Genomic DNA, 13,116 nt, shown 5'->3' on the forward strand with positions numbered 1-13,116 from the left:
TACCCAATGGATTTCAAGATGCAGCTTTGTTGGCTGCGCTCACTCACCCCAGTCATATAGTTAGCTATGCTCCTGGGAATGAATGAAAGGCTTCTGCTTTTCACCGATTGACTACCCGGCTGACCGATAATTTCCAGACTTTAATTCCTGCATCTTCAAGTTAATTGCGTATATTTATCTATTTTTCTTACAGTTATTTAGCACAAGGCTCTGTTTTAGCAAAAACAGAGCCAGCTCGAATTTGGCTTTGAAGACTTTAGCAATTTTTTTTAAATCGAGCTGTCCGGAACCAGTATCTGCCGTAAATTGTGATCGCCGTGAAGGTGTAAAGCTCCCACGGCAACCAAATATTTTCCAACTGGTAAGTCTTGCAACTGCTTACTCCATTGACGATTACGTTCAGCCATTAAGGTTTGATAAGTCTCTTCACAAAATGTCATCGGCAATACCTGATTTTGTTGCTCACAGTTATAATTCATCCACCAATTGATCATCGTCTGCAAAGCACGGGCATTGGTATGCCAATGATTAAGTGTATCTTCCAATAGAGAAAGCCCACCGTTTGGCAAATTGGTAAGTAAAGCAACCTGCGTATCGGTGCCTTCTAATTCAATGATGGGTTTATTCAGTGTTTTTGCACTATTCAACAATTGATAGTCAATGCCATATTGAGGACGTAACCCCAAATTTTGAGCTTGAGAAGTCTGTAATATTAATGCGACTTGCCATGACGGTAATGGATCGAGTAACGAAACAGGATACTGTATCTCCTGGCTGTAATGCTGTAAGTAGTCAAAATATTCGGGAGATAAACGTTGTGATAAAGCAATCTGTTCTGGAAAACCTTCTTTGAAGGGGATGCTTGCTTGTGTAATATCCGCTTCGACAATAAGAGCATCAGCTTGCTCCAATCGCTCCAATAGTACTTCAGAAAGCGGGAACATGTTCTTTGTTCCCATATGAATACTACCAACAATATGTAATTTTTTATTTTGTCTCAGATTAATATCAAACGCAGGGTAGGGATAATGTTGTTGAGTATTAAACCCTAATATTTCGCTGAAATATGTCATCAATTTCCCCATATCCCATACTCCGAAAGTTGACATTAATCTTTTCTAACATAATTTTTTGAATACGTTAGGATTTAGGCTTGAAACGCAATAACCGATTGGCGTTACTGACGACAGTAATGGAAGATAATGCCATTGCAGCGCCTGCAACGACAGGATTCAGTAATGCTCCGGTGAAAGGATATAAGATACCTGCCGCAATCGGAATGCCTAACGTATTATAGACAAATGCACCAAATAGATTTTGTTTCATATTGCGCAATGTGCCTCTGGATAATTCAACTGCATCAGCAACCCCGTGCAAACTATGGCGCATAAGAGTAATTGATGCAGTTTCAATGGCAATATCACTTCCACTTCCCATAGCGATGCCTACATCTGCTTGCGCCAATGCGGGAGCATCATTAATGCCATCGCCTATCATCGCCACTTTCAGCCCTTTTGATTGGAGTGATTGGATTGCAGTTGCTTTACCATCAGGTAAAACACCGGCAATTACCTGATCAATCCCTGCTTCCCTGGCGATGGCGTTAGCAGTTACTGGGTTATCACCTGTCAGCATGACTAAACGATAGCCTTGATGATGCAAACGTTGCAGGGCAGAAACAGTATCTTGGCGCAGAGGATCGCGGATAGAAAACAGAGCTGCGATCTTTCCGTTTACCGCAAGCGTAACGGGTGTTATACCTTTTTCTGCTTGTGCTGCAACTAATGATTTTAATTCTGTGGTCTCAACCTGATTTTGCTCAAGCAGGTTTTGATTGCCCAACAGCAGAGAAGTATTGCCGATCTCACCTCGAATGCCGAGTCCTGCCAGTGTCCGGAACTGTTGTACTTCTGGTAATTTTTGCCCTTCAACTTTCATCAAAATGGCTTTTGCCAGAGGGTGGTTCGAACCATTTTCCAGTGCGCCAGCCCACACTAAGACTTGTTTTTCAGTGAAGCCATTAAAGGTTTTTATCTCAGTGACTTGCGGCGTGCCTTCGGTCAACGTACCTGTTTTGTCAAAAACAATGGTGTCCAGTTGGCTGGCTTGTTGCAGGGCATCAGCATCACGAACCAATATACCCAATTCTGCCGCCCGCCCAACGCCAGAAATGATAGACATGGGAGTTGCCAGCCCAAGTGCGCAAGGACAAGCGATAATCAGTACGGTGGTTATGATTACCAGTGCATACATGACTTGTGGGGCAGGGCCGATAAAGTACCAGATTGCACCAGAAATGACGGCGATGGCAACGACAACAGGCACAAAGATTGATGATATTTTGTCTGCCAGCTGGCCGATTTCGGGTTTGCTGCTTTGTGCCTGACGTACCAATTTGATAATGCGTGCCAGAGTTGTTTGGCTGCCGACGGCATTAGCTTTAAACAACACGGTTCCATCCTGAACGACAGTACCGGCATGAACAGCATCAGCGATTGATTTTTGTTGGGGAATGGCTTCACCTGTCAGCATGGCTTCATCCAGCCAGACTGTACCCTGAATAATTTCACCATCAACCGGAACACGGTCTCCTGTTGTCAGGCGCAATGTCATATTGGGAATAACATCATTCAATGGCAGTATTTTTTCGCCTTCTTCAGTCATCACCCGTGCAGTCGGTGGTGTTAAATCCAATAGTCTCTCAAGGGCTTTAGAAGAGCGCTGACGGGCGCGTTGTTCCAGTGCGTGACCGAGGTTGATTAAACCAATGATCATCGCACTGGCTTCGTAATAAAGGTGGCGGGCTTGAGATGGGAAAATGTCTGGCCATAGATTGACGCTAATGGAATAGAGCCATGCCACACCCGTCCCCAGAGCTACAAGTGTGTCCATCGTTGCACTGCCATTTTTCAGGCTTTGCCATGCATTGCGGTAAAAATGCCCGCCAGCAAATATCATTACGACCAGTGTAATCAGGCCAATAGTGAGCCAAATCGTGTGGTTTGCAGGTGTGAGTATCATATTATCGCCTATCATGCCCCAAACCATGACTGGCACACCAACCACTAAGGCAAAGGCAGACTGCCAGCGAAAACGGTGCATATTGGCTTGTGCAACCTGTTGCTGGCGCTCACGGCGTTCTGTTTCATCCTGAATGATTTCCGCACCATAACCTGCCTTGATAACCGCCTCAACCAAAATATTTGGTGATGCTCTACCTGTAACCAAAGCGCTTCTTTCTGCAAGGTTTACTCTGGCATATTCCACACCATCAACGGATTGCAGCACTTTTTGTACTTTACCGACACAACTGGCACAAGTCATTCCATCCAATAAGAGCTGAACACTATCATCACTAATAGCACCATTTTGGTTATTCACAACCTGAGTTGATTCGATTAAATGAGTTTTTGTCTGAGTTGTTATTACCGGAGATGCTTTTATTGAATAAGTATTTACTGAAGAGGAAAAGGTTGCCGCCGCTAAAGACTCCGGTGTTTGTGGGGCAGGTATTGTCAGCGGCTCAGTTTTTGGGAAATCATCTCCGGCAGCTAACTCGGCGTGGTATCCAATATCAGACCTTGTGGCAACAGTGGCTTGATAATCAGCGGCAACAATAGCAGCAATTAATACATCGGGTGAAACATCACCGATAACTTTGGCATAATTCAGACCTACATTTGTGTGTTCAACACCGGATATATTTTCAAGCGCTTTTTTAACTCTGCCAACACAGTGCATACAAGTTAAGTCTTGAAGTGCGAGAATGGTGGTTGTGGACATAGCAATATCTCCTGATACAGAGTGGTATACTTATCGTTAAGGCTAAACCTTCCTGCAAGGGGAAGGTCAAGGGGGAAAGGTGAACATCAGTGAAATTGCGCAGAAAACAGGTTTAACCAGCAAAGCGATCCGATTTTATGAGGAGAAAGATCTGATCACTGCTCCGATTCGGGGAGATAACAGCTATCGTTATTACCAACAAAAGCATGTTGATGAACTGATACTTCTGCGTCAGGCGAAAGAGGTGGGGTTCACTCTGGAAGAGTGCCGTGAGTTGTTGCGCTTATTTCGTAACCCTGGCCGCCACAGTGCGGATGTAAAAACGGCGACCCTGCAAAAAGTTGCAGAAATAGAAAAAACAATCACGGAATTACAAAAAATAAAGGAAACATTGCTGGCACTGGCAGCTGAATGTCCGGGAGATAATGGGGCTGATTGCCCCATCATTGAACGCCTGTCGGGTTGTTGTACACATCATAGCTAGCGGTTTATGGGCCTTACCTTTAATGTAATTCCGTCAACGGCGATGACCTCAACTTCGGTATTGGCAGGAAGTTCTTGGTTACAATGAATGCGCCAACTGCCATCCGCCAGTTTGACTCGGCCATAACCGTTTTCAGTATCCGTGATTAAACGGGTGCGAAGCCCGATTAATTGGTGATTTTTCTGATTGAGGGTCTTATCGCTGATTTGGCGTGGGCGATGGCGCAACCAGCTACGCCATGCAATAACAGAAACCAGTGTTAAAACAGCCAACAGAACACCTTGCAGTTCCCAGCCCATATTAGGGAAAATCCATGTGATCAGGGCAACAACAACGGCTGCTGTTCCTGTCCACAAAAGGTAACCTCCCGTTCCCAGCAATTCAGCAATCAAAAGCAGGCCACCAAAACAGAGCCAGAACAAAGCTGGCTGAGCGGCGATCTGTTCAATCATGGCTAATTATCCTGTTTGCTCTTCTTGCTTTCACCAATTAACTCAGCAATACCACCTATTGCCCCCATTAAATTACTGGCTTCCAGTGGCATCATAATAACTTTGCTGTTATTTGCTGCGCCAATGTTGGTAAGGGCATCAGTATATTTTTGGGCGACGAAGTAGTTAATTGCCTGCATATCGCCATCAGCGATGGCATCTGAAACCATTTTAGTTGCACGGGCTTCTGCTTCCGCGGCACGCTCACGCGCTTCTGCCTGAAGGAAAGCTGACTGACGTTCACCTTCTGCTTTCAGGATTTGTGACTGCTTTTCTCCCTCCGCTTTCAGAATGGCAGCCTGACGAATGCCTTCTGCTTCAAGAATATCAGCACGCTTAGTACGTTCTGCTTTCATCTGGGCATTCATCGCAGAGATCAACTCCTTGGGTGGACGCACATCACGGATCTCAATACGCGTGATCTTGACACCCCACGGGTTAGTGGCTTCATCAACGATTGTCAGCAGGCGGCTATTGATAGAATCACGCTGAGAAAGCATTTCATCCAGTTCCATTGAACCGAGAACAGTACGGAAGTTGGTCATGGTCAGGTTAATGATGGACAATTCCAGATTACTGACTTCATAGGCTGCACGTACCGGATCGACAACCTGAATAAAGCAGACGGCATCAATGGTCACGTTGGCGTTATCGCGGGAAATGACTTCCTGCGATGGAATATCCAGAACCTGCTCCATCATGTTGATTTTACGGCCAACTCTATCAATAAATGGCACAATGATGTGCAGGCCAGGCGTCAATGTGCGGGTATAGCGCCCAAAGCGTTCAACAGTCCACTGATAACCTTGTGAAACGGTTTTTACACAGGTAAAGACGATAACGACAGCAATAATGATAAAGATTGGTACAGCACTAAAAGAGAGTAAATCCATAACAATTCCCTTATTCACTAATTATTAATTATGGAATAGATAAGTTTTTTTACTTAATAGAGTAAAGAGTATACATGACGACGGTATTTAGATGCTAGTGCATCGCTGCTTCCCAGAGCCGATAGAATATCCATCATCGTCTTTTTCACCGCGCCATCAGCAGCAGCAAGATCTTTTTTCAGAAAACCAAGCAGTAACTCTAGCGCCTCTTCATTACGACCAACTTCGTGTAACTTTGCAGCAAGTTGAATAGCCAACTCTGCATTTTCTGGTTGAGCTGCCAGCTCTTGCTGAAGTTGTCGAATTTCAGGTGAATCAGCCGCTTCTTTCTGAGATTTAATGTGCTCAAGTAACTCATGATAATGCTCATCCTGCTCTTCTAATGGGACGATATCCAATATTTTTTGAGCTTCTTCAAGATGATTAAGTGAAATGTTAACTTGAGCTAACAGTAATGTAATGTCTGTATCTTTTGGATTTTGCTGATGAATCTCTTTCAGCAAAGGCAGTGCTTCCTGATTGTTGCCTTCTGTAAGCAGAGCATTCACTTTTTCTAACGGTGATTTTTCTTCCTGAATAATGAGTTGGGAAAAAATGTTTCTGATGGCTTCATCAGTTTGGATACCTTCAAAGCCTTGGACAGGACGCGCCTCTTTTACAAATAATACAGTAGGCAAACTACGTACACCAAATTGTGCCGCGAGATGAGGAAGTTGGTCACAATTAACTTTAGCCAGAATAAATTGTCCGGCATATTCATGGGCTATTTTATCAAGCGTTGATTCTAATTCATGGCAATGCAGATCCTGTGGAGACCAGAAGTAGAATACGACAAGCTGAGTAAGTGAGTGCTGAACTACTTGAGCAATATTCAACTCATCAATCTTGGTGATATAGGCGGTATTATTGTTGGTATTCACTGTAGGTTCCATGAGCATTTCTCTCTGATTAGTTAATAAGGGATCATATTGAATAAATAAGACTCGTTAGTACCTTTTTCAATGTTCATTGACTTAGCCTGCGAACAATTTTGTCGAGCCATTTTTCCGGGAGTATACGACGTACTATTTTTACTGTGTGAGTCAATAATGTATACACTTCGTCTTTCAAACTGCCTCTTTGTTGGCTGCGCTCGCTCACCCCGGTCACATAGTTAGCTATGCTCTTGGGGGTTCATTCCCTTGCCGTCGCGCTGCATCTTGAAATCCATTGGGTATAAATGATTTACTATTAAGCAATATCTTTACTTAAAAATGGTTGATATATGCCGACAGTTGATTGGACATCCAATCAGCAATAAAGGGCTGTGCTGATTGATTCGGGTGCAACCCGTCATCCTGCATCCATTCTGGTTTTATAGCAACATGCTCCATGAAAAATGGCAGTAGCGGAATTTGGTTGAGTTCAGACAGTGCAGGATAAATTTTTGCAAAGGCTTCGGTATAACGCTTGCCATAATTGGGTGAAACCCGAATTTGCATTAATAAAGGTTGAGCATTGGCCTGTTTAACCAAGGTAATGCTCTGTTGCAAATGTTGTTCTATGTTTTGAATGGGAAAACCACGTAGTCCATCATTTGCGCCAAGCTCTATCAGAACCCATTTTGGATTGTGTTGTTTCAATAACTCAGGCAAACGCTCAAGGCCTTGCAATGCAGTATTACCGCTGATACTGGCATTTACGATAACTGTTTTTTTGCCAGTTTGTTGCCATTGCTTTGCCATCAGCGAAGGCCATGATTGCTCAACGGGCAGACGATATCCTGCACTGAGGCTATCACCCAATATAAGCAGAGTATCCGCTGCTGTCGCTCTGGCACTGTATGGTATTAACAACAAAAGGAAAAATACATGGCCGTAGAAAGTATTCTTGAAGTTCATAATCTCACTAAACATGTTGGTCAAGAGGAACAGGTAATTAATATATTGCAAGGTGTTGGGTTGGTTGTCGAGTCAGCACAGACAATTGCATTGGTTGGTGAGTCGGGATCAGGGAAGTCAACGCTTCTTAGCATTATTGCAGGTTTGGACGATGGCAGCAGTGGAGACGTTCATTTGTTGGGGCAAAATCTCAGCCACATGAATGAGGAACAAAGGGCGCAGTTACGGGCAGAAAATGTGGGATTTGTTTTCCAGTCGTTTATGTTGATTCCAACCTTGAACGCATTGGAAAATGTCCAGCTTCCGGCGTTATTGCGTGGCGAATCGGAAAACCAAAGTCGCCAGCAGGCCATTGAATTACTTGAACAGCTAGGGTTGGGAAAACGTTTGAAACATATGCCAGCTCAACTTTCTGGCGGGGAACAACAGCGAGTTGCTCTGGCCCGGGCGTTTTGTACCCGCCCAAAAATCTTGTTTGCTGATGAACCTACAGGCAATCTTGATCGCCAAACAGGTGATCGCATTGCTGATTTGCTGTTTTCCCTCAATCACGATTACGCCACCACCTTAATTTTAGTCACTCATGACAGCCAGTTGGCTTCCCGATGCCAACGCCGTTTACGGCTGGTCGATGGAAAATTGCGGGAGGAAGCATGATCTGGCGCTGGTTTTGGCGTGAATGGCGTACACCATCCCTCCTGATTGTCTGGTTATCCTTGACATTGGCAGTTGCTTGCGTCTTGGCATTAGGGCGTATTAGTGATCGCATTGATCAAAGTGTACATTATCAAAGCCGTGATTTTCTGGCTGGCGATCTGGTCTTAAGGGCCTCGTATCCCGTTGATGAAGCTTGGTTAAAACAGGCTCAGAAGCAAGGGTTGACATTAAGCCGCCAGATCTCATTTTCGACCATGACTTATGCGGGTGATATTCCGCATTTAGCCCAAGTGAAAGCGGCAGATGATCTTTATCCGCTGTACGGCGAGCTGGAAACTAAACCGAGAGGATTAAAACCAGAAAAAGGATCTGTGTTGGTGGCACCTCGGTTGCTGGCATTATTGGGTGTTAAGATTGGTGATAATCTCGAGATTGGCGATACAAGGTTGAAAATTAGTGGGGAATTGCTGCAAGAACCTGATGGCGGCTTTAATCCATTCCAGATTTCCCCCCGGATTTTAATCAATCTTGATGATGCTGAAACGACAGGAGCTATCCAACCGGGCAGCCGTTTGACTTATCGTTATGTGTTCTCTGGCTCTCCAACCGCACTCCAGTCTTTTCAGCAGCTGATTGATCCGCAACTAAAAGCTGACCAGCGTTGGCTCACACTGAAACAGGATAACGGTGTACTGGCACAATCCATTGAACGCGCACAACAATTTTTACTGTTATCAGCTTTGTTGACACTGTTACTTGCCGTCGCTGCGATGGCGGTTTCCATGTCGCATTATTGTCGCAGCCGGCATAATCTGATTGCCATTCTGAAAACATTGGGGGCGGGGCGTTGGGCTTTGCGTCAGTGGATAATTGGGCAGTGGTTAGTCATATTGCTTGCCGCGATTGTGGTGGGTTCTGTTTTAGGTTTAGTTTTTGAAACTGCATTGATTCGGATCCTGGCAGAAATGCTGCCTAAAATGCTACCTGCGGCGGGTATATGGCCGTGGATATGGTCGATTGGTACTTTATTGGGTATTGCTGTGCTGGTGGGCATTCGTCCTTATCGCCAATTAATGGCGACCCAGCCTTCACGGGTATTAAGAAATGATATGACTGTGGCTATCTGGCCATTACGTTATTATTTGCCGACAGTCGCATTGATTATCACGGGAGGATTGGTCTTGCTGGCAGGCACCAAACCGTTGTTATGGTCGTTGCTGGCAGGGGTACCGATGGTTGCGTTGCTGTTGGCACTATTGGGATGGAGTGGCTTATGGCTGTTGCGCCGAGTGACATTTCGTCAATTAAGCCTGCGTCTGGCTGTCAACCGTCTACTGTGTCGCCCATTCCAGACCATGACACAATTGGCTGCATTTTCTCTGTCATTCATGTTATTGGCTCTGTTGATCATGGCAAGGGGTGATTTATTAAATCAGTGGCAACAACAATTACCACCTGATAGTCCGAATTATTTCCTGCTCAACATGACTCAGCCGCAGATTGCTCAAGTTAACAGGCTATTAGATAAATATCAGATAAAGCCGACTGATTTTTATCCTGTGATACTGGCACGCTTGACAGAAATCAATGGGCAATCGGCGGTTGAATGGGCAGATGAAAAACACCCCAATAGCACAACGGTACGCCGTGAATTGAATTTAACGTGGAAATCAGAATTACCCCCTTTTAATACCCTTGTAGAGGGAACATGGCCGCCGAAAACGAATGAAGTATCTATGGAACAAGGCGTTGCTGAGCGATTGCAAATTCATTTAGGTGATCAACTTACATTCACGGGTGATACACGAACATTTCATGCCACCGTAAGCAGTATTCGTCAGGTAGATTGGGAAAGTGTAAATCCAAACTTCTTTTTTATCTTTACTAAAGAAACGTTAGAAAATCAGCCCAAAATGTGGCTGACCAGCTTCCATTATGAAGGCGATGGACGGTTGCTGACAGAAATTAACCGGCGTTTCCCGACTATCAGCATATTGGATATCGGCTCAATACTTAAACAGTTACAAGGTATCTTGCAGCAAGTCAGTAAGGCACTGGAAATTATGGTTGTTCTGGTGATGATTTGCGGTGCCTTGCTTTTACTGGCACAAATTCAGGTCGGTATGAGCCAGCGTCAGCTCGAATTGGTGGTATACCGGACATTGGGCGCGAGCAAGAAATTACTGCGTCGCACATTGTGGAGTGAGTTTGCATTACTGGGATTTATGGCGGGGTTAGCCGCCGCATTTGGCGCAGAAATTGCGCTGTGGTTATTGCAAACCCAGGTCTTTAATTTCCCGTGGCAACCACAATGGCTGATGTGGTTTTTACTTCCCATTATCAGCAGCTTACTGCTTTCATTATGTGGCAGTTGGCTGGGGATTAGATTATTGCGTGGCAAAGGGCATTATCGACGCTTGCCAGAGTAAAATAAAAGTAGAATAAAACAGAGGGAGGTTTTAAAAAAACACTCCCCATTTTTAAAGTGATTATCTGACCTCATCAGGAAAATTTTTCTCTTAATCTGGGCAGGATTTGATCCCCAAAAACCTTTAACCCCTTTATATAATCGGGGAAAATTAACATCACGCCATCCAATTCACAGGTACGCATTAAATCTGCCAGTTGCTTGTAGCAGGTATCTGGCGCACCGATGGCGGTATGGGTCATAAAGGCATTTTGGGAGCGTTCGACCATCGCATTACTTTTTCCATCCATATCGACGCCGAAACTGTGCATCATATTTTTGACGGCTTCCACATCCAAACCCTGGCGGTAGAACTGGGCAAGAGTTTCAGCATAGGTATCTGTTTCAGCACAGATGACGGTACACATGCAGAATGTTTTCGTTGTTGTATTGTATTCAGCCGCAATACGTTTGGCGGTTAAACTGATGTTGCGGGTTTCAGCCTCATCCTTGCCACCGATAAAACAAACATCGGTATGACGTACACTGAAACGCAGCCCTTGCTCGGACTGACCGGCACAAACCAGATAAGGGCGCGGCAGTGAAAGAGGTTTAGGCTCAGAAACACACTGTTTTAGATGAAAGTAAGTGCCTTCATAATCAACCTGTTTTTCACGCCAAAGTCGTTTGATCAACTGAGTCCACTCTTCGGTCATGGCATAGCGCTGATCATGGTCTAAACTACCATCCCATTCACCCATTTGTTCAAACTCATCCCGGAATGAACCGGAAACAATATTCAGGCCAGCACGCCCCTGACTAATATGATCCAGAGTAGCGATCATTTTAGCCGTGACAGCCGGATTATGTAGCCCCGCGTGAACAGTAGCGATTAATTTTGCGCGGTGGGTAACTTCAGCAATACCAGCCATCATCGTGACGGATTCGAGCGAGCAGCCCCAATGATCTGTTTCGCCACCAAACCCGCGCCATTTACCCATGGACATAATGAAATCAAGGCCAATCTGGTCAGCCAGAATAGCAGCCTCACGGTTTTGTTTATAAGACGCATCCAGTGGTGGCGTGTTTTTGGAGATGATCCACCCACCTTTGGCAATGGGTAGAAATACACCAAACTCTTTCTTTGACATCACTCTTTCCTTGTTTGTATGTATGTTATTTCAGCTCATTCTTGCCCTATTCAGTAAATTGAGTGTTTTCTGCCGAATGCTTTCTCATTTTCTGAGCAGGCGGTTTCATCATTAATGTTATGACAAGAACAATGAATACGGGGATAGCAATAATCAGGAACGCTAAAGTAAAACTACCTGAGTAATCTTTAATGGCACCCGCAAAAAAAGGAGCCAGAGAAGCCAATGTTGAAATCAGGTTCATGATTGAAAACAGCTCAAGATAAGGTTTGCGGCCAAAATAGTTAGCCAACAACACACTGGATGCGAGGAAAGTCATTCCGTATCCCATGCCGACAAATAGTGAGAACGCAATCAAGAATGGCCATGAAGAAGCGATACTCAGCGCGATTAGGCCAAGAATGATAATAGTCAGGCTGCCAATCAGTAATTTTTTCGGATCAACCCATTCCCCGGCTGCGCCTCCGGCCAATCTGGAAAATGCATTGATAAAGGCCATCGTGCTCAATAGCCCTACTGCGATAGCTTCGCTGAAACCATTTTCGATAATATGAGCAACCGCAAAACTATTGACTGTAATACCACACCATAAAAATGCGGTGTAAGTTGCTGCAATCGCATAGAATTGCCATGTTCTAAGTGCCTGGTGCGCAGTCCAGCGTTGCTTGGTGCGATAAATGCTGAATGTATCCTGATTGTTATGTTGTTGGTTCACGGCCTTTGCATGGGCAATTTCCCGTTTTCCTTCCTGAAGGGTAATAAGGGTCAGAATAACGAAAATGGTGAGCACAATAGCGGAGATCATCCAGTGCATCCGCCAGGTTCCCCAGACACGGGTTGCCAAAAAATAGATCCATGGGCCAATCACGCCCCCTAATCCACCGATCGTGAAATAGAAGCCAAAAGCAAGGGACTGTTTTTCATACAAGCGTGAAATGGCATAAGTGCCCGGAACCGTCGCCAAAAAGGTAAAACCGACACCAATTAAAGCCGTGCCGATAAAATATGATGAAATAGCGTATGTGTGGTAAAGATTGTAGAAACCGGCCAGAAAAATCAGCAATCCAATGGACAGAGTGAAACGAACACCAACCTTACGAATGAACACAGTTGGCAGAAAACTGGATAGCCCGCAAGTCAGGCCAAGCAGCGTGAATCCCAAACCGGCATTAGTCCAGCTCCACCCCAGTTCATTAATCATGCTGGGTAGGACAACACCCAATGACGTAAAGGTTGTTGCTGTGGATAAAAAATAGACCATGCCTAAAAGTATCAGCAAAAACCACTGATAAGTACGTCCGAATTTGTCGTATTGAATGGACATTTTGACCCCATCAAGGATATAAACCATTAAAAACGGCACTATTTTA

11 protein-coding genes are annotated in these 13,116 nt (G+C 44.8%); 3 read left to right on the top strand and 8 right to left on the bottom strand.

The annotated features are described in order from the left end of the window. Positions 1-269 precede the first annotated feature (269 nt). Positions 270-1,085, bottom strand: a complete 816-nt coding sequence (locus tag BM329_RS02155) for a TraB/GumN family protein (RefSeq protein ID WP_092548219.1) — start codon at positions 1,083-1,085, stop codon at positions 270-272. 55 nt (positions 1,086-1,140) lie between these two features. Next, complete coding sequence (gene copA, locus BM329_RS02160) at positions 1,141-3,783, bottom strand: copper-exporting P-type ATPase CopA (RefSeq protein WP_092548222.1); 2,643 nt, start codon at positions 3,781-3,783, stop codon at positions 1,141-1,143. 79 nt (positions 3,784-3,862) lie between these two features. Between copA and cueR the strand changes: the two genes are divergently transcribed. After that, positions 3,863-4,267, top strand: coding sequence for a Cu(I)-responsive transcriptional regulator (gene cueR / locus BM329_RS02165; protein WP_092548225.1), 405 nt, complete (start codon positions 3,863-3,865; stop codon positions 4,265-4,267). Here the strand turns inward: cueR and BM329_RS02170 are convergent. The 4 genes from BM329_RS02170 to tesA all read right to left on the bottom strand — a co-directional run bounded on the left by BM329_RS02170 (position 4,264) and on the right by tesA (position 7,531). Further along, on the bottom strand, positions 4,264-4,719 hold the full coding sequence (locus BM329_RS02170; protein ID WP_092548228.1) for an NfeD family protein: 456 nt from the start codon (positions 4,717-4,719) through the stop codon (positions 4,264-4,266). The genes cueR and BM329_RS02170 overlap by 4 nt on opposite strands. A 2-nt stretch (positions 4,720-4,721) precedes the next feature. Further along, positions 4,722-5,651: an SPFH domain-containing protein gene (locus BM329_RS02175; RefSeq protein ID WP_092548231.1), complete on the bottom strand. Its 930-nt coding sequence runs from the start codon at positions 5,649-5,651 to the stop codon at positions 4,722-4,724. 53 nt (positions 5,652-5,704) lie between these two features. Continuing rightward, on the bottom strand, positions 5,705-6,583 hold the full coding sequence (locus tag BM329_RS02180; RefSeq protein WP_092548235.1) for a co-chaperone YbbN: 879 nt from the start codon (positions 6,581-6,583) through the stop codon (positions 5,705-5,707). A gap of 315 nt (positions 6,584-6,898) precedes the next feature. Beyond that, positions 6,899-7,531, bottom strand: a complete 633-nt coding sequence (tesA, locus tag BM329_RS02185; RefSeq protein ID WP_177216165.1) for a multifunctional acyl-CoA thioesterase I/protease I/lysophospholipase L1 — start codon at positions 7,529-7,531, stop codon at positions 6,899-6,901. Between tesA and ybbA the strand changes: the two genes are divergently transcribed. After that, positions 7,502-8,188, top strand: a complete 687-nt coding sequence (ybbA, locus tag BM329_RS02190) for a putative ABC transporter ATP-binding protein YbbA (protein WP_092548238.1) — start codon at positions 7,502-7,504, stop codon at positions 8,186-8,188. The genes tesA and ybbA overlap by 30 nt on opposite strands. Continuing rightward, positions 8,185-10,617 carry a putative ABC transporter permease subunit YbbP gene (ybbP, locus tag BM329_RS02195; RefSeq protein WP_092548241.1) on the top strand — a complete coding sequence of 811 codons (2,433 nt, stop codon included), beginning with the start codon at positions 8,185-8,187 and terminating at the stop codon, positions 10,615-10,617. Before ybbA ends, ybbP begins: the two co-directional genes overlap by 4 nt. Before the next feature lie 73 nt (positions 10,618-10,690). On the opposite strand, the gene BM329_RS02200 is transcribed toward ybbP, so the two are convergent. Together BM329_RS02200 and BM329_RS02205 are read right to left on the bottom strand one after the other, a co-directional pair. Then, on the bottom strand, positions 10,691-11,746 hold the full coding sequence (locus BM329_RS02200) for an LLM class flavin-dependent oxidoreductase (protein ID WP_092548244.1): 1,056 nt from the start codon (positions 11,744-11,746) through the stop codon (positions 10,691-10,693). Between the two features lie 46 nt (positions 11,747-11,792). Further along, the gene (locus tag BM329_RS02205) at positions 11,793-13,070 is read right to left on the bottom strand and encodes an MFS transporter (RefSeq protein ID WP_177216166.1); all 1,278 of its coding nucleotides are present in this window, start codon (positions 13,068-13,070) and stop codon (positions 11,793-11,795) included. Positions 13,071-13,116 lie beyond the last annotated feature (46 nt).

This window comes from Xenorhabdus koppenhoeferi, from assembly GCF_900116635.1.
GTDB lineage: Bacteria > Pseudomonadota > Gammaproteobacteria > Enterobacterales > Enterobacteriaceae > Xenorhabdus > Xenorhabdus koppenhoeferi.